We start from the raw sequence: 17900 nt of genomic DNA, 5'->3' as shown, positions 1-17900 counted from the left end.
TCAGGCTCTGAGCGCGCCCACAGGACCCGTGCGGCGCCAGCCGCCCGGGTCGGACCGTGCGGCGCCAGCCGCCCGGTCAGGCTCTGAGCGCGCCCACAGGACCCGTGCGGCGCCAGCCGCCCGGGTCGGACCGTGCGGCGCTAGCCGCCCGGTCAGGTCAGGTCAGCCGGCGTCGGCGTAGGAGTGCAGGCCCTCGAAGAACAGGTTCACGCCGAACAGGTTCATCAGCATCGTCACGAAGCCGGCGATGGCGATCCAGGTCGCGGTGGTCCGCTTGACGCTGGGGGTGGCCCGGGCGTGCAGGTAGGCGGCGTAGACGATCCACGAGATGAACGCCCACACCTCCTTGGGGTCCCAGCCCCAGTAGCGGCCCCAGGAGGCCTCCGCCCACAGCGGCCCGGCGATCAGCGCGCCGAACGTGAACAGCGGGAAGGCGAAGGCGTGCAGGCGGAAGGTGAGCCGCTCCAGGGCGCCGGCGTCGCCGACCCGCTTGCCGAGCGTGTAGGGGAAGCTGCGCTTTCCGGCGTCCCACCCGTTCTTGATCAGGAACATCGCGGCCGGCACCACGCCGACCAGGAAGATGCCGGACGAGACGATGATCGTGGAGACGTGGAAGACGTACCAGTACGAGTTCAGCGCCGGGACCAGCGGGCCGACCGGGGTGTAGGCGACCAGCGCGGCCGCGCCGAGCAGCACCACCAGCGTCAGCGAGGCGAACAGGCCCAGGTGCCGGACGGCCGGCTTGCGCAGCAGCACACCGGCCCACACCGCGGAGCCGATCAGGGCGGTGGACAGGATGTACTCGTACATGTTGCCCCACGGCATGCGGTCCGCGGCGATGCCCCGGGTGACCGTGGTGGCCAGGTGCAGGGTGAGGGCGATCAGGTTGAGCGCCACCGCGATCCGGCCGACGAGTTCGCCCCGGTCCCGCTCCGGCGCATGCTCCGGCACCGGCGCCCCGGCCCCCACGAGGGCCGCCTTGCCGATGTGGCTGCGTTTGCCGAACGCGTACTCTCCGGCGTAGCAGACCATCGCGGCCAGATAGGCCAGCACGGTCAGCGCCATGAGTTGATTGGACAGCTCCGCCATCAGGGCATCCCTTCCTTGATGTGCCGGGTGAGCGCCGCGAACTCGTCGCCGAAACCTGGGTATTCGGTACGCGGGAGGCCGCCGGCTTCGATCGTGCTGCCGCTCGCGGCGGGGACCACCCGGAACCAGACCCTACGGCGGTGCACGAACAGTGAGAGCATCAGCCCGGCGAGCCCCAGCACCGCCCCGATCAGCATCAGGAACTGGGTCGGGTCGTGCCGGATCGAGATCGTGGCGAACCGGCGGGTTCCGGCGAACTCCAGTGTGGAGCCGTCGTCCAGGGTCCACTTCTCGCCGGGGCGCACCACGTACGGCCGCTCGCCGCTGATCTTCTTGAGGTCCCCGTCGGCGATCTGCTCCCGGTTCAGCGAGTAGACCGAGCTGGGCGTGCCGACGTCGAGGCCGAGGTCACCGCGGTAGGCGGCGATGTAGAGGACCGGATTGTCCTCGGCCGGGAACCGCGAGGTCGCGCTGCCGTCGGTGCCGCCGGTCGGCAGGAAGACGCCTTCGAAGCCCATCTGCAGCTTCGGGTCGCGCTTGCCGGTGGCCGGGTCCAGGTTGACGTCCGGGAACTGGGCCACGCCCTCGCTGGTCATCATCGCGTCGGTGGGCAGGAACGGGACGATCTTGGTCTGCGATACGCCGTACCGGTCGGTGTAGCGCAGCACCGGCGCGTACCCCTGGCCGATCAGGTTGATGTTGGCCCCGTCCAGCCGCAGCGGGTCGTTGACGGTGAACCGGTCCGGGCGGTAGTCGCCGCCGTTCTCGCTCACCTCGACGGTGGCCTCGAACGACTTCGGGATGCCGGAGGGCTGGAAGGTGGACTCGAAACCGGTCATCCGCACGCAGAAGTCGGGCAGGTCGGCGGCGTCGACACGGGGTCCCAGGACCGACTCGTCGTGCTGCGTGACGGCGTTGCAGAATCCCTGGTCAGCGCCTTCCACGAGGAGGCGGTTGCCGTGCCAGCCGTACCAGTGCCCGAAGCCCACGCCGACCAGCACCGCGAGCATGGCGGTGTGGAAGAGCAGGTTGCCGGTCTCTTTCAGATAGCCCTTCTCGGCCGCGACCGTCCAGCCTTCCGGCGTCTCGCGCAGCCGGGTGCGGAACCGGCGCCGGCGCAGGTGCTTCGCGATCTCCGCGGCCACGGCCGCGGGCTCCTCCGGGTGCCGCTCCGCGGGGGCATGTTGCGGCAGGCGGTCCAGCCGCTTCGGAGCATCCGGGGGTACGGTCCGCAGCGCCCGGACGTGGTCACGCAACCGGGGCAGCACACACCCGATGAGCGAGGTGAAGAGCAGCAGGTAGATCGCCGCGAACCAGGGTGACGCGTAGACGTCGAAGGCGAAGAACCGGTCGATGGCCGGTGCCAGCTTCGGATGGGCCTCGAAGTACTCGGCGACGTTCTCCCGGTTCACCGACCGCTGCGGGAAGATCGAGCCGGGCACCGCGGCCACCGCGAGCAGGAAGAGCAGGATCAGCGCCGTACGCATGCTGGTGAGCTGCCGCCAGGAGTTGCGCAGCAGCGCCAACAGCGGGTTGACCCGGCGCGGCGGCGGCGAGTCCGCGGTGGCGGGCCGGTCGTCGACGACGGTCACAGCAGCGTCCCCTCGCCGACGTTGACGCTGGTCATCAGCCAGGTGAGGAAGTACTCCCACTGGCCGGAGACCAGCGCCACCCCGACCAGGATGAGCAGCACCCCGCCGATCCGGGTGACCCAGCGGCTGTTGCGGCGGACCGCTTTGAACACACCGAGCAGCCGCCGGAAGAAGAGCCCGAACAGGATGAACGGCAGGCCGAGCCCGAGGGAGAAGGTCACCGCCAGCAACACGGCGCGGTCGGCCTGCCCGGTCGTGGTGGCCAGGGCCATCACGCCGCCCAGGGTCGGGCCGACGCACGGGATCCAGGAGAGGGCGAAGATCGCGCCGAAGACCGGGGCGCCGAGCAGCCCGGCGGCCGGCAGCCGGCTGATCCGGGCCTCACGCTGGAACCCCGGGATCACGCCGAGGTAGCCCAGGCCCAGCACGATCACCAGGATCCCGAGGACGAGGTTGAGCGCGTCCCGGTGGGTGATCATCGTGAGGCTGGCGGTCGTGGCGAGCGTGCCGAGCGTGAAGACGATCGAGAAGCCGAGGACGAAGAGCCCGGTGCCGGCCAGGATGCGGCCCTTCACCCGGCCGGTGGTCGCCTCCAGATCGGAACCGGCCAACCCGGTGACGTACGAGAGGTAGCCTGGCAGCAGCGGCAACACGCACGGCGAGAGGATGCTGACCAGGCCGGCGATGAGCGCCGCGCCGATCGCGAGCAGCAGCGGCCCGTCCATGACCGCGCCTTGGAACACCTCGCCCATCAGCCGACCACCTCGGCCGCGATCCGCTCGACCAGCGGCTGCAGTTCACCGCTGGTGGTCGAGCGGCGGATGGCGGCCGCGATCCGGCCCTGCCGGTCCAGGATCAGGGTGCTCGGCACCGCGCTCTGGGTCACGTCGAACTTCAGCCCGACCCGGCCCTCGAAGTCGTACACGCTGCCGTAGGTGATCTGGTAGCCGCGCTCGAACGCCTTCGCCGCGTCCCGGTCGTCGCGGGTGTTGACGCCGACGAACGTCACGTTCTTGTCCTTGGTCGCCTGGTAGGTCTTCTCCAGGTCGTCCGCCTCGGCCCGGCACGGCGCGCACCACGAGCCCCAGAAGTTGACCACGACGACCTTGCCGCGGTCGGCTTCCAGCTCGTAGGCGGCACCGTCGAGCAGTTCGCCGGTGACGCCGGAGACCAGTGGCCGCTCCGCCGCGGCGCACTCCACCACCAGGTTCGTGGTGGAGCACTTCTTCGCCCAGTTCTCCTCACCGCCGCAGCCGCTCAGGGCTCCGGCGGCGGTGACCGCGGTGAGGACGACGGCGGCGAGGCGGCGCACTCTCAGGCTCCCTTGGCTGTCTTGGCCGTCGCGGACATGGCGACCAGGTGGGCGGCGGGCTCCGAGTAGTCGATGCCGACCACCTTGGACCCTTCGAACCGGAACGAGGTCAGACTGGCGAGACCGCATTCCCGGCGTCTCGGATCGTGCCAGAGACGCTTGCCCTCCACGTAGCGCCGGAGCGTCCAGATGGGCAGCTGGTGCGAGACGCAGACCGCCTCGTGGCCCTCGGCCGCGACCCGGGCCGCCTGCACCGCCGCGAACATCCGCTGTGCGATCACCAGGTACGCCTCGCCCCAGGACGGGGTGATCGGGTCGCGCAGCACCCACCAGTGCCGGGGGTTGCTGAACGCGCCGTCACCGACCGACACCTTCTTGCCCTCGAAGTAGTTCGCGCTCTCGATCAGCCGCACGTCGGTGGTGATGTCCATCTTGAACTCGGCGGCGAACGGGGCCGCGGTCTCCTGTGCACGCTCCAGCGGGCTGGCGACCACGTGCGTGATGTCCCGGCCGGACAGCACCTCGGCGGCCGCCTTCGCCATCTGGTGGCCCAGTTCGGAGAGGTGGAAGTCGGGCAGGCGACCGTACAGGATCTTGGTGGGGTTGTAGACCTCGCCGTGCCGCAGCACGTGCACCGTGGTCTTGGTCGGCTCGGACATCAGGCTCCCGCTGCCGCTCGGGCCGCGTGCGGCGCCGCCGCGGCGATCGTTTCCAGTGCCGTGTCGTCGATGGCTGTCGACACGAACCACGACTCGAAGGCGCTCGGCGGCAGGTAGACGCCACGGGCCAGCATGGTGTGGAAGAACGCCTTGAAAGCGGCCGCGTCCTGGGTCCTCGCGGAGTCGTAGTCGATCACCTCGGCGTCGCTGAAGAAGATCGAGAACATGTTTCCGGCGTACGAGAGGCGGTGCGCGACACCCGCGGCGCTCAGCGCGTCCGAGCAGAGCGAGCCGATCGTGCCGGCCAGCTCGTCCAGCCGCTTGTAGACGGCCGCGTCGGCGAGCCGCAGCGACGCCAGGCCGGCGGCGCAGGCCAGCGGGTTGCCGGAGAGGGTGCCGGCCTGGTAGACGGGGCCGGCCGGGGCGAGCCGCGACATGATGTCCCGGCGTCCGCCGAACGCCGCGGCGGGCAGGCCGCCGCCCATCACCTTGCCGAAGGTGAACAGGTCGGCGTCGACCGGGTGCAGCCCGGCCCAGCCGCCCGCGGAGACCCGGAAGCCGGTCATCACCTCGTCGAGGATCAGCAGGGCGCCGTGCCGGTGGGCGATCTCGGCGAGTCTGCCGTTGAAGTCGTCGCGCGGGGTGACCACGCCCATGTTGCCGGGTGCCGCCTCGGTGATGATCGCGGCGATCTCGGCGCCGTCCGCCGCGAAGGCCGCCTCGACCGCGGCGACGTCGTTGTACGGCAGCACGATCGTCTCGCCGGCCGCGGCCCCGGTGACGCCGGGCGAATCCGGGAGACCGAGAGTGGCCACACCGGAGCCGGCCGCGGCGAGCAGCGCGTCCACGTGGCCGTGGTAGCAGCCGGCGAACTTCACGATCTTCGACCGGCCGGTGTAGCCGCGCGCCAGCCGGATCGCGGTCATCGTCGCCTCGGTGCCCGAGTTGACCAGGCGCACCTCGTCGATCGAGGTACGCCGGACGATCTCCTCGGCGAGGTCGACCTCGCCGGCGGTGGGTGTGCCGAAGCTGGTGCCGAGCGCCGCGGCACGTTGCACGGCCTCGATGATCTCGGGGTGCGCGTGCCCGTGGATGAGCGGGCCCCAGGAGCAGACGAGATCGACGTAGCGGCGCCCGTCGACGTCGGTGAGCCACGGGCCGCTGCCCGAGGCCATGAACCGAGGTGTGCCGCCGACCGCACGGAACGCCCGCACAGGTGAATTCACCCCACCCGGCACGATGGCCTGGGCGCGGTCGAACAGGGCTTGGGAGACCGGGGCATCCTCCGGGTACGGAAGATCCGCGGCGGGATATGTCGTGGTCACAACGGTCCCCATTCTGTCAGCGGCATGTAACGAGTATTGCGAGAGGGTTGTTCACGTCACCGGATGATGTCCCGTAAGCGCACGGTCTGATCGCGCCAGACGGGCCGATACACCCCGAAGAGGATAGGCTGACTCGCGTGGAGCGTCCCGAGCTGTCCATCGCGGTTCAGCGCACCCCGGACGAGGTCGTCATCCAGCTCGCCGGGGAGATTGACGTGCTCACCGTGACCGAGCTGTCCACCGTCGTCAACGAAGTGCTGGTCGAGCCGCCGGCCCGGATCGTGCTGGACATGGCGGGTGTCACGTTCTGTGACTCCCAGGGTCTCGGCACGCTGGTGGTGCTCAGCCGCAAGGCCCAGCACGCGCAGGTCGTGCTGGCGCTGGCGAATGTCGGCGACTTCCTGATGCGTGTGCTCGACATCACCGGGCTGCGATCCGCCCTGATGATCAACAGCAGCAGTTGACCGGCCGGCTGTGAGGCTGTTTCAGCGTCGCTGAGTCAGCCTCACAGCCGGCCGGTGCCTGTGGATAACGCTGTGGACAACCTCAGCGGAAGTCGCCGCCGGCGTTCACCACCACGTCCGCCCCGGTGGTCGCCGTCACGGCGTAGGAGTCCCCGTTCGCGTCCCGCCCGCCGGTCGCGTGGGTGTACCGCGCGGAGAACGTGTAGGTCCCGGGCGCCACGGTGTCGCCCGAGGAGAGCACGAAACGGTAGACCACCATCCCGGACTCCTCGGTGACGGTGCTCGTCACGCTCGCACCGGGCACCTGCTGGCTGCCACCGCGGGCGGCGAACCCATCGGTCTTCGCGATCCGGATCGTCACCTCCAGCGCGGTGAGCCGCTCGCTGGTCGTCACCGTGACGACGCTGCCGGCCTGGGAGCTGCCGTCGGGGACGACCGAGCCGTCCGCCCAGAGGGAACTCTTCGCCGGGGTCACGCCGCTGGACGTGGCCGACGGGCTCGCCGGGCGGCTGGGCGGCCTGGACTTCGGGGTCCGGCTGGGGGAGGCGCTCGGCGTACCGGTCGGATCGTCCGGGCTGGAGGGGGCCGGGCTGCTGGGCACCGGCTCGGCGGTGACCGTCACCGACGGGGTGGGGCCGGGGACCGGTTCGCTGTCGCCGGCGACCGCCCACTGCGCGAAGCCGCCCCCGCCGAGCACCGCGGCGACCGCCGCGGCCGCTCCGGTGATCCTCACTCGCGAGCCGGGCCGGCGTTTCGCGACCTGGTTGCGCATGGCGGTCTGGGTGATCCGGTCGAGCATCGCCTCGCGGTCCGGCCGGTGCGCCACCGCCTCGGCGCGCAGTGCCGCGCGCAGCTCTGATTCGATGAGCGTCATCGCGCCGCCTCCCAACCGTCGATTCGTGCCAGGGCGACACTGCTGCCGCCGAGAAGTTCCGCGAGTTGCCGGGCGCCGCGCGACGTCGCGCTCTTGACCGCGCCCACCGAGATTCCCAGTGCTGTGGCGACCTCCTTCTCGGAGAGGTCGAAGGCGTAGCGGAGGACCACGCAGGCCCGCCGCCGGTGTGGCAGCCGGCTCAGCGCCCGCCGCACGTCCATGACGGCGGGCACGTCCGGGTCCAGGGCCCGCCGGAGCGGTTCCAGGGTGAGCAGCCGTTCCCGGCTCTTCCTCCGGACCCAGTTGCGGGCCAGATTCATCAGGATGCCGTGGCCGTACGCCACCGGGTCGTCGGCCGCCTCGACCCGGTCCCAGTGGCGCCACACCTCGGTGAGCGCGTCGGCCGCCAGGTCGTCGGCGACGTCGGGCTCACCGGTCATCAGATAGGCCAGGCGTGACATCGAGTCGTGGTGCCGTTCGAAGTACGCGTGGAAGGCGGCGTCGCGCATCGGCACCCCTCGTTCCGGGCCGTGGCCGCCGGGTGAAGGTTTCCGGCGGCCACGGACGATCACTTGAAGGTGATGTCGGACGCGTTGTAGATGCAGTTCACGCCGTCCGGGCCGGTGCCGATCTTGGTCGGCTCCTTGCCGGAGTTGTTGCCGGTGAACTTGACGCAGATGTCCAGGCTCTTCTTGCCGACCACGGTGACGCCGGAGATCCTGGCGGTGTCGCCGTAGTTCGCGTTGATGCCGACCAGGCTGCCGGCCGGGGCGGTGGCGACCACGTTCTGCACGACGACCGCGCGCTTGTGCTGGGTCGAGCAGTTGCCGCACGAGCGGTAGAGCTTGCCGAAGTCCTCGACCTGGAAGTTCTTGATGGTCAGCGTGCCGCCGCCGTTGTGCTGGAAGACCTTGTCGTCCGCGCCCTTGGCGCCGCCACCGTCGATGGTGTAGGTGGCCGACGTGCCGCCCTTGAAGGTGGCCGCGTCCTCACCGACGTTCTCCCACCACACGTTGATCAGCGTGCAGGAGCCGGAGCAGTGGATGCCGTCGGCGGCCGGAGCGCCGAGGATGACGTTCTTGAGCACCGCGCCGTCGGCGAGCTTGAACAGCGGGTCCTGGCCCTCGTCCTGGCCGTCACCGCCCAGGGCGCCGCTGCCGAAGTAGCGGGCGTTGCCACCGTCGAGCGTGCCGGAGACGGGGATGGTGGCGGTGACCGGCTTCTCGCTGGTGGCCTTGGGCCAGGCAGCGGAGGAGCTGGTGGCGGTCGGCGTCGCGGTGGCGGTCGCGGTCGGTGAGGCGGTGGCGGTCTTGGTCGCCGTCGCGGTCGGCGAGGCGGTCGCCGTCTTGGTCGCGGTGGCGGTCGGCGTCGCGGTCGCGGTCTTCGTCGCCGTCGCGGTCGGCGAGGCGGTGGCCGACGAGGTCGAGCCGGCGCCGAGCGCGGCCACCGAGACGTCGTCGAACTCGGCCGACGCGTAGCTGGTGACGAGGCCGATCCGGCCGGTGCCGGCGAGCGAACCCGCGCCGGAGGCGACCTTCACGCCGTCCACGTAACCGGTGACGGTGGTGCCGGCGACGTCCACCTTGAGGGTGTGCCAGGTGGCCGGGTTGTTCACGGCGGCCGAGCCGAGGCTGGTGATCGTGCTGCCCTTGACCGACTGGAGCTCGGCCTTGCCGGCCGAGGTCAGCGCGAGCCGGTACATGGTGGAGGAGCCGCTGGCCCGGGCGGCCACACCGGCCAGGCCCTTGCTCAGGTCGAGGCCCTTGACCTTGGCCTCGACCGAGTAGTTGGTCCAGGAGGTCTCACCGGCGAAGACCCGGGCGAGCTCGCTGTCGGTCTTGGCCTGCTTGTAGACCTTGGACCCGTCGGAGACCACGGACCAGGTGCCGCCCGACTTCGACCAGTTGCCCGCGCCGCTCTCGAAGTCGTCGTTGAACAGGGTGCCGGCCGAGGCGGAGGGAACGAGGATGGCGACCAGCGCGGTGACGGCGCCGGCCGCGCCGGCCGCGCCGAGACCCACGACCAGACGACGGCGCCGCCGGCTCGGGGTCGCGCTAGGCATTGCGTGCCGCATGTTGCTCCTACTCATGGGGGGATGAGGCCACCGTCAGGAACGGTGGACGTCGCACATGATCAAAGCGATCACGCCCCGGTAGTGGCGCGGCTGCCCGGCAAGGTTGTCCGTAGTGACTCAGGTCACATCCGGCCGGGGATCAGTCTCCCCAACGGGCCTTCTCCAGCAGGTCGAGCGCCTCGGCGGCGGCCTTCTCCCCGCCGGAACGCAGCACCCGGGCGGCCTCGTCGACCGTCGCGGTCAGGCGGTGCCACTGGGCCTCACGCTCCTTGGACGCCTCGGCCTGCGACCTGAGCTGCTGATTCTTCATCCACAACTCGACGAAGATGGAGACCTTGGCGCGAAGCACCCACGGGTCGAACGGCTTGGTGAGGTAGTCGACGGCCCCCACCGCGTATCCCCGGAGAGCCAGCTGGGCATCCCGGTCGGCGGCGGTCAGGAACAGGATCGGCACATGACGGGTCCGCTCGCGGCGCTTGATGTGGCTGGCCGTCTCGAACCCGTCCATGTTCGGCATGTGCGCGTCCAGCAGGATCACCGCGAAGTCGTCGGTGAGCAGTTGCTTGAGCGCGGCCTCCCCGCTCTCCACGGCCACCGCCGTGACAGGCAGGCCTTGCAGGATCGCCTCCAAAGCCAGCAGGTTGTCGCGCCGATCGTCGACCAGCAGCGCCTTGGCGCGCTCACCCACGCCTGATCACCTCACCCCAAAGGTCGTGCGGTGAACCCTTTCAACCCGGCTTCGGGCGGAAGCCGTCGTGGCGGTGAGCCGGCGCCGGTGCCGTCACTCTCGCCATGTTGAAAAGGTCCAGTCTCAGCTGTGCTCCGGCTCGGTCCTTCCATGACTTACCCAGCGAGCCATCAGTTCGATCAGTTCGTCCAGGTCGACCGGCTTGGTGATGTAGTCACTCGCGCCGGCGGCGATGGCCGACTCCCGGTCCCCCGGCATCGCCTTCGCCGTCAGGAAGACTACCGGTAGGTCCCGGAAACGCTGATTACGCCGAATTCCCCGGGTCGTCTCGTAGCCGTCCTGATCCGGCATCATGGCGTCCATCAGCACGATGTCCACCTCGGGATGCTCCGCCAGGATCCGCACGCCGTCCACCCCGTTGTCCGAGTACAGGACGTGCAGGCCCTGCATCTCCAAGGCGCTGGTCAGGGCGAAGACGTTGCGCACGTCGTCGTCGATGATCAGCACGGTGACGCCTTCGAGTTTCCGCCCGGCCGGAGTCATCACCGGTTTCTCCTCGACCCGCGGCGGCATCTCCATCAGCGGCATGTCGAGCGACGCGGCCGGGCGCACCGAGACCGCCTTGGCCGGAACCGGCGGCAGCACCGGCATCGGGATGACGTCCGGCACCAGGGCCTCGGGCATGTAGAGGGTGAACGTGGACCCCGCGCCGGGCTCCGAGGCCACCGTGATGGTCCCGCCGAGCAGCGCCGCGAACTCCCGGCTGATCGACAGACCCAGCCCGGTGCCGCCGTACTTGCGGGTGGTGGTGCCGTCGGCCTGCTGGAACGGCTCGAAGATGATCGCCAGCTTCTCGTCCGAGATGCCGATGCCGGTGTCGGTCACCGCGAACGCCACCACCTGACGGGCCGCGTGCAGCGACGCCGGCGCCTCGACGTCGGCGTCCAGCACCGCCGGGAAGATGTTCAACGTGACCGAGCCGTTGTCGGTGAACTTCACCGCGTTCGACAGCAGGTTGCGCAGAATCTGCTGAAGCCGCTGCGGGTCGGTGACGATCGACTCGGGCAGCTCGGGCGCCACCGCGACCCGGAACTCCAGGCCCTTGTCCTCCGCCTGCGGAGAGAAGGCCTGCTCGACGTAGCTGCGGATGCCGTCGAAGTCGACCACGTCCGGCTCCACGTCCATCCGGCCGGCCTCGATCTTCGACAGGTCCAGGATGTCGTCGATCAGCGACAGCAGATCGGAGCCGGCACTGTGGATCGTCTTGGCGAACTCGATCTGCTTGCCGGTCAGGTTCTGCTCGGTGTTGTCGGCGAGCAGCCGGGCCAGCAGCAGCAGTGAATTCAGAGGCGTACGCAGCTCGTGGCTCATGTTCGCCAGGAACTCCGACTTGTACGTGTTCGCCCGGGACAGCTGCTGCGCCTTCTCCTCCAGGCCGAGCCGGGCCAGCTCGATCTCCCGGTTCTTCAGCTCGATGTTGGCCTTCTGCTCGCTGAGCAGTTTCGCCTTGTCCTCCAGCTCGGCATTGGTGCGCTGGAGCTCGGCCGACTGGTCCTGCATCTCCCGGGCGAGCCGCTGCGACTGGGCGAGCAGCTCCTCCGTACGCCGGTTGGCCTGAATGGTGTTGAGAGCGACCCCAATCGTGGCGACCAGCCGCTCCAGGAACGTCAGGTGCAGCCCGTTGAAGGCGGCCACCGACGCGAACTCGATCACGCCGAGCATCTCGCCCTCGAACAGGACCGGCAGCACCACCAGGTCGCTCGGCGGCATGGACAGCAGCCCGGAACGCATCGTCAGTATGCCGTCGTGGGTGGCCCGGACCCGGATCGTGCGGCGCGACACCGCGGCCTGGCCGACGAGTCCCTCACCCGGACCGAAGATGACCTCGTGGTCGCGGGCGACGTAGCCGTACGCCGCGGCCAGCCGCAGACGGGTCGTCGCCTCCTCGTTGTCGACCAGGAAGAACGCGCCGAGCTGCGCGTCCACCAGCGGCGTCACCTCGGTCATGATCATGCGGCAGACCTCGCCGACGTCCCGCTGGCCCTGCAGCAGGCCACCGATGCGGGCCAGGTTCGAGTCGAGCCAGCCCTGCTCCGCGTTCGTCTTCGTGGTGTCGCGCAGCGTCACGATCATCATGTTGATGTTGTCCTTGAGCTCCGCCACCTCACCCTGTGCCTCGACCGCCACGCTCTGGGTCAGGTCACCGCGGGTCACGGCGGTGGACACCTCGGCGATGGCACGCAGCTGGATGGTCAGGGTGGAGGCGAGCTGGTTCACGTTGTCGGTGAGGTCCCGCCACGTACCGGAGACGCCCTTGACCTGGGCCTGACCGCCGAGCTTGCCCTCCGAACCCACCTCGCGCGCCACCCGCGTCACCTCGTCGGCGAACGACGACAGCTGATCCACCATCGTGTTCACGGTGTTCTTCAGCTCCAGGATCTCGCCGCGCGCGTCGACCGTGATCTTCTGGCCCAGGTCGCCGTTGGCGACCGCGGTGGAGACCTGGGCGATGTTGCGGACCTGGCTGGTCAGGTTCGACGCCATGTAGTTGACGTTGTCGGTCAGGTCCCGCCACGTGCCGGCCACGCCCCGCACCTGCGCCTGACCACCCAGCTTGCCCTCCGAACCCACCTCACGGGCGACACGCGTCACCTCGTCGGCGAACGACGACAGCTGATCCACCATCGTGTTCACGGTGTTCTTCAGCTCCAGGATCTCGCCCTGCGCGTCGACCGTGATCTTCTGCGACAGGTCACCCTTCGCCACCGCCGTGGTGACCGACGCGATGTTGCGCACCTGGCTCGTCAGGTTCGACGCCATCGAGTTGACGTTGTCGGTCAGGTCCCGCCACGTGCCGGCCACGCCCCGCACCTGCGCCTGACCACCCAGCTTGCCCTCCGAACCCACCTCACGGGCGACACGCGTCACCTCGTCGGCGAACGACGACAGCTGATCCACCATCGTGTTCACGGTCGACTTGAGCTCCAGGATCTCGCCGCGCGCGTCGACCGTGATCTTCTGCGATAGGTCACCCTTCGCCACCGCCGTGGTTACCGAAGCGATGTTGCGCACCTGGCTCGTCAGGTTCGACGCCATGTAGTTGACGTTGTCGGTGAGGTCGCGCCACGTACCGGAAATGCCTTTGACCTGGGCCTGACCGCCGAGCTTGCCCTCCGAACCCACCTCGCGCGCCACCCGCGTCACCTCGTCGGCGAACGAGGAAAGCTGGTCGACCATCGTGTTCACGGTGTTCTTCAGCTCCAGGATCTCGCCGCGCGCGTCGACCGTGATCTTCTGCGACAGGTCACCCTTCGCGACGGCGGTGGAGACCTGGGAGATGTTGCGGACCTGGGCCGTGAGGTTGGCGGCCAGCTGGTTCACGTTCTCGGTGAGGTCGCGCCAGGTGCCGGAGACGCCACGCACCTGCGCCTGGCCGCCGAGCCGGCCCTCGGTGCCCACCTCGCGGGCCACCCGGGTCACCTCGTCGGCGAACGACGACAGCTGATCCACCATCGTGTTCACGGTGTCCTTGAGCTCCAGGATCTCGCCCTGCGCGGCCACCGTGATCTTCTGCGACAGGTCACCCTTCGCCACCGCCGTCGAGACCTGGGCGATGTTGCGCACCTGGCTCGTCAGGTTGGAGGCCATCGAGTTCACCGAGTCGGTGAGGTCCTTCCAGGTGCCCGCCACGTTCGGCACGTCGGCCTGACCGCCCAGCTTGCCCTCGGTGCCCACCTCACGGGCCACCCTCGTCACCTGCTCGGCGAACAGCCGCAGCGTGTCGGTCAGCCCGTTCATGGTGTCGGCCAGCTCGGCCACTTCACCCCGGGCCGACACGGTGATCTTCTGCGACAGGTCGCCGCGGGCCACCGCGGTCGCCACCTGGGAGATCGACCGCACCTGGTGGGTCAGGTTGGACGCCATCGTGTTCACCGAGTCGGTGAGGTCCTTCCACGTGCCGGCCACGCCCCGCACATCGGCCTGACCGCCCAGCTCACCCTCGGTGCCCACCTCGCGGGCCACCCGGGTCACCTCGTCGGCGAACGACGACAGCTGATCCACCATCGTGTTCACCGTCCGGCCGATCCGCAGGAACTCGCCCCGCAACGGCCGCCCGTCCATCTCCAGAGCCATGTGCTGGGACAGATCGCCCTCGGCCACCGCCACGATGACCCGGGAGATCTCGGTGGTCGGCCGGGCCAGGTCGTCGATCAGCGAGTTCACCGAACGGACGCTGTCCGCCCAGGCGCCGTCCAGACCCTCCTCGTCGAGACGCTCGGTGAGCCGGCCGTCCCGGCCGACGATCCGGCTGATCCGGCGCATGTCCAGGTTCTGCCGCTCCTGGAGCGACACCACCTCGTTGAACGCCTCCGCCACCGCCCCGGCCATGCCACCCCGCCGGGGCAGCCGCACCTTGAGGTCGCCACGCCGCACACGGCGCAGCGCATCGGCGAGTTCACCGAGCAGAACGGTCTCGTCGGGCACGCCGACGCTGGCCTCTTTAGCCGCAGTCATCCTGTCCTCACTCGCTGTCTACCGAGGCTTGTCCGGACCGACCTTGAGTCGAGCCCAACCGCACGTCCTGGACAGGCCTCGCCGCCGGGTTACCTATCCTCTCTCGCCCGACCGGGTCAATGCGAGAGACGACTTTGTGCATACACCCGTCCACGGGAGAGGATGCATGGGTGCCAGCCGAGGTCGGAACCAGGACGAGCGTCCCTACCGGTGCGCCGTCCGAGGCGCTAGTACGACGGGCCCGGCTGCCCAACGATCGACGGACCCCCGCGGCGGCCCGCGCTCTGGTCCGCTCGGTGCTCGAGGAGACCGGTCTGGTCGGCCTGCTCAACGAGGCTCTGCTGCTGACCACCGAGCTGTCCACCAACGCCGTGGTGCACGCCAACACCGAGTTGGAGATAGAGGTGACCGCCGACCCCGGCGGCCTCACCGTGACCGTAACCGACTTCGCCCCCGGCCCGGTCGAACAACTCGCCGTCGGCCCGCGCAACGAATCGGCGGAGATCGGCGAGGTCGCCGAACGAGGCCGCGGCCTGCTCCTGGTCGACCACTTCGCCAGCCGCTGGGGCACCGTGCACGAAGGCGAGGGCAAAGGCGTCTGGTTCCGGCTCGACCAGCGGGACGGCTCCGGCGTCCGGGTGCGCCTGCCCAGCGCGGCCGAGACCCCCAGCCTCGGCGCGCTCACCGGCCTGCTGCGCAGCGGCCCCGACCGGCACTCCGACGAAGGGCTCGCCGACCTCGCGGCCGACCTGCTGTCCCGGCTGTCCCGGCTCACCGGCGCGGCCGGCGGGGTCGTCCGCCTCGACCGCGGCGACGGGATGGGCCGCCAACTCCTGGCGCGGTACGGCCGGGCCCCACGGGACAACGCCGACACCATTCGGGTCCCCCTGACCGTGCAGCGGCCGTACACGGGTGAGCTGGAACTGGACGCCGCCCCCGAGGGGTACGCGCTGTCCCTGTCCACCATGGTCGCCGAACGGTTCTCCCTGCACCTGGAGAACGACCGGCTGCGCCGCGCCGACATCCGCCGGCAGACCTGGATCACCTTCCTGGCCGAGGCCAGCGAACTGCTCGCCCAGTCCCTCGACGTCAACCTGACGATGGCCCTCATCCCCCAGCTCGTGGTCCCCCGGCTCGGTCAGTGGTGCGCCGTGCACACCACCGACGCGTGGGGCCGGCTGCAACTGGCCGCCGCCACCCACGCCGACGAGTCGTCGCTGATCCAGCTGCATTCGACACTCGCCGAGACCGGCCCGGAGTCGCTGCTCGCCCGGCTGGAGGAGGCGTCCCGGCTGGGCACCCAGGTGATGTTCGGCTCGCCGCTGGAGGGATACGCGCTGCCGCTGGTGGCCCGCGGCGCCCGGCTCGGCACCCTGGCCGTCGGACGGCACCCGAAACACCGGCACGACGCCGACGAGGTCGCCGTCCTGGAGGACGTGGCCCGGCGAGCCGCGCTGGCCATAGACAACGCGCGAATACACGACGAACGGCGTACGGTCGCGCGTACCCTCCAGGCCTCGCTGCTGCCGCCGGCACTGCCCCGGGTGGAGGGCATCGGCTTCGCCGCGGAGTACGTTCCGACCGGCTCCGAGGTGGGCGGCGACTTCTACGACGTGGTCCCGTTCGGCGAGGACCAGTGGCTGGTCGTGGTCGGCGACGTCTCCGGCAAGGGAGTCCAGGCGGCCACCGTGACCGGTCTGGTCCGTGACGTCATCCGGATCCTGGTCGACGACGGCAAGATGCTCACCGAGATCCTGCACCGGGTCAACCGCACGCTCGTGCAGCGCGGCGGTGGGCGGTACTGCACACTCGCGATGGCCTCGGTCGCCCAGCAGCCGGGCGGCAACCTCACCGTCTGCCTGCACCTGGCCGGGCACGACCGGGCGGTGCTGGTCCGCTCGGACGGCCGGAGCGCCTTCGTCGGCGAGGGCGGGACCGCGCTCGGCCTGCTGGAGACGATCACCTCGCCGGCCGTGACCATCACGCTGGAGTCCGGCGACTCGCTCATCTTCTACACCGACGGGGTCACCGAGCGGCGCCGCGGCCGGGAACTCTTCGGCTCCGGCCGGCTGCGCGAGGCGGCCGCCCCGCTGGCCGGTTACCCCGCCGACGTGATGGCCGCCCGGCTGCGTTCCACGGCGATCAACTTCTCGGTCGAGGAACCACGCGACGACATCGCGATCCTGGTCCTGCGCAACGACGCCTGATTCGCCGTACCCATGGGCGCCCCCGGATCGCCTCGTCCCGCCTCACCCTGACCGGGTCCAGCGGCTCAGCCGTTTCGCCCACCCCACCTTTGATGTACGCCGACCAGCGCATATCCGAGATGTGAGAGTCGATCCCGCGGCGTCACGCGTTGGAGTACGGTGTGGGACCCCGCGGCATGGATTCTGCGTCCGGCCGCGCTCCGAGCCGGTGACGGTGGCGGGCTGGGTGCGGCAACGCCCGACCCGCCACCGGCACCCCGGCGTGCTTCCGCCCCGTCTCTCCCCGTCACGGGTCCGGCAGCCCGGCGTCTCTCGTGCACGGCCGCCCATCCTGGCCGATCTGCCCTGTTTGTCGGCGAGCGCATGGCATGGTGTTTGTCATGGCGAAGACGCAGTACTACACCGCCACCAGCATCGACGGCTACATCGCCGACGAGAACAACTCGCTGGACTGGCTCTTCGAGGTCGACGAGGGCACCGAGAACCCGTTCGGCGAGTTCTTCGAGGGCGTCGGCGCGTTCGCCATGGGCGCGACCACCTACGAGTGGGTGCTGGAGAACGACAACCTGCTCGAGGAGCCGGAGAACTGGCACGACATGTACGGCGACGTCCCGTGCTGGGTCTTCACCCACCGCGACCTGCCGCCGGTGCCGGACGCCAACGTCTTCATGATCAGCGGTGATGTCCGCCGGGTCCACGAGGCCATGCTGGTCGCCGCCCAGGGCAAGAACGTCTGGCTCGCCGGCGGCGGTGACCTGGTGGGCCAGTTCGTCGCCGAGGGTCTGCTCGACGAGATCATCCTCGGCATCGTCCCGGCCATCCTCGGTGGCGGTGTCCCGGTGCTGCGCCGCAAACTCCTGGTCGACGACCTGATCCTCACCAACGTGCGGGAGATCGGGCAGTTCGCCTACCTCACCTACGCCGTCGGTGACGTGGCCCGCCTGGGCCGTCACCTGGCCTCCGAGGTCGTCACCCGGATCCCCGTGCTCCGCTGACCGAAACCGCGCCCACCACACGCCGAACACCCACACCCGGCCGGGCCAGGCCGGCCGGGTGTCTTCTCCGGCCGGCTGTCAGGGCTGCCTCAACGCGCGTTGAGGC

14 protein-coding genes are annotated in these 17900 nt (G+C 70.0%); 3 read left to right on the top strand and 11 right to left on the bottom strand.

Features of this window, described 5'->3' with window-relative positions; all coding sequences use genetic code 11:
- Positions 1-162: 162 nt before the first annotated feature.
- The 6 genes from ccsB to hemL are packed head-to-tail and all read right to left on the bottom strand — an operon-like array spanning position 163 to position 5989.
- Entirely contained in the window at positions 163-1089 is a 927-nt protein-coding gene (ccsB, locus tag AB0I88_RS31825) for a c-type cytochrome biogenesis protein CcsB (RefSeq protein ID WP_361033039.1), read from the bottom strand.
- Positions 1089-2681, bottom strand: a complete 1593-nt coding sequence (locus AB0I88_RS31820) for a cytochrome c biogenesis protein ResB (protein ID WP_361033036.1) — start codon at positions 2679-2681, stop codon at positions 1089-1091. Before AB0I88_RS31820 ends, ccsB begins: the two co-directional genes overlap by 1 nt.
- Complete coding sequence (locus AB0I88_RS31815) at positions 2678-3433, bottom strand: cytochrome c biogenesis protein CcdA (RefSeq protein ID WP_361033033.1); 756 nt, start codon at positions 3431-3433, stop codon at positions 2678-2680. Before AB0I88_RS31815 ends, AB0I88_RS31820 begins: the two co-directional genes overlap by 4 nt.
- On the bottom strand, positions 3433-3999 hold the full coding sequence (locus AB0I88_RS31810) for a TlpA disulfide reductase family protein (RefSeq protein WP_361033122.1): 567 nt from the start codon (positions 3997-3999) through the stop codon (positions 3433-3435). The genes AB0I88_RS31815 and AB0I88_RS31810 overlap by 1 nt, the downstream gene beginning before the upstream one ends.
- On the bottom strand, positions 3996-4652 hold the full coding sequence (locus tag AB0I88_RS31805; protein WP_361033030.1) for a histidine phosphatase family protein: 657 nt from the start codon (positions 4650-4652) through the stop codon (positions 3996-3998). The genes AB0I88_RS31810 and AB0I88_RS31805 overlap by 4 nt, the downstream gene beginning before the upstream one ends.
- Positions 4652-5989, bottom strand: coding sequence for a glutamate-1-semialdehyde 2,1-aminomutase (gene hemL / locus AB0I88_RS31800; protein ID WP_361033027.1), 1338 nt, complete (start codon positions 5987-5989; stop codon positions 4652-4654). The genes AB0I88_RS31805 and hemL overlap by 1 nt, the downstream gene beginning before the upstream one ends.
- A 125-nt stretch (positions 5990-6114) precedes the next feature.
- Here hemL and AB0I88_RS31795 point away from each other — a divergent pair, with 125 nt between their 5' ends.
- Positions 6115-6441 (top strand): STAS domain-containing protein, encoded by a 327-nt coding sequence (locus tag AB0I88_RS31795; protein WP_361033024.1) that lies wholly within the window; start codon positions 6115-6117, stop codon positions 6439-6441.
- 82 nt (positions 6442-6523) lie between these two features.
- Here AB0I88_RS31795 and AB0I88_RS31790 read toward each other — a convergent pair whose 3' ends face one another.
- From AB0I88_RS31790 to AB0I88_RS31770, 5 genes are all read right to left on the bottom strand, one after another.
- Complete coding sequence (locus AB0I88_RS31790) at positions 6524-7315, bottom strand: hypothetical protein (RefSeq protein WP_361033021.1); 792 nt, start codon at positions 7313-7315, stop codon at positions 6524-6526.
- On the bottom strand, positions 7312-7824 hold the full coding sequence (locus tag AB0I88_RS31785; protein WP_361033018.1) for a SigE family RNA polymerase sigma factor: 513 nt from the start codon (positions 7822-7824) through the stop codon (positions 7312-7314). The genes AB0I88_RS31790 and AB0I88_RS31785 overlap by 4 nt, the downstream gene beginning before the upstream one ends.
- A gap of 59 nt (positions 7825-7883) precedes the next feature.
- Entirely contained in the window at positions 7884-9377 is a 1494-nt protein-coding gene (locus AB0I88_RS31780; protein ID WP_361033016.1) for a pectate lyase, read from the bottom strand.
- Positions 9378-9528: 151 nt separating this feature from the next.
- Positions 9529-10077, bottom strand: coding sequence for a response regulator (locus AB0I88_RS31775; protein WP_361033013.1), 549 nt, complete (start codon positions 10075-10077; stop codon positions 9529-9531).
- A 123-nt stretch (positions 10078-10200) separates the two neighbouring features.
- The gene (locus AB0I88_RS31770; protein ID WP_361033010.1) at positions 10201-14592 is read right to left on the bottom strand and encodes a HAMP domain-containing protein; all 4392 of its coding nucleotides are present in this window, start codon (positions 14590-14592) and stop codon (positions 10201-10203) included.
- 170 nt (positions 14593-14762) lie between these two features.
- Here AB0I88_RS31770 and AB0I88_RS31765 point away from each other — a divergent pair, with 170 nt between their 5' ends.
- Together AB0I88_RS31765 and AB0I88_RS31760 are read left to right on the top strand one after the other, a co-directional pair.
- Positions 14763-16799 (top strand): SpoIIE family protein phosphatase, encoded by a 2037-nt coding sequence (locus tag AB0I88_RS31765; RefSeq protein WP_361033007.1) that lies wholly within the window; start codon positions 14763-14765, stop codon positions 16797-16799.
- A 380-nt stretch (positions 16800-17179) separates the two neighbouring features.
- Positions 17180-17794, top strand: a complete 615-nt coding sequence (locus tag AB0I88_RS31760; protein ID WP_361033004.1) for a dihydrofolate reductase family protein — start codon at positions 17180-17182, stop codon at positions 17792-17794.
- Positions 17795-17900 lie beyond the last annotated feature (106 nt).

Origin of the sequence: Actinoplanes sp. NPDC049802, from assembly GCF_040656595.1 — a bacterium.
GTDB lineage: Bacteria > Actinomycetota > Actinomycetes > Mycobacteriales > Micromonosporaceae > Actinoplanes.
This window is presented reverse-complemented; position numbering and strand designations above follow the sequence as displayed.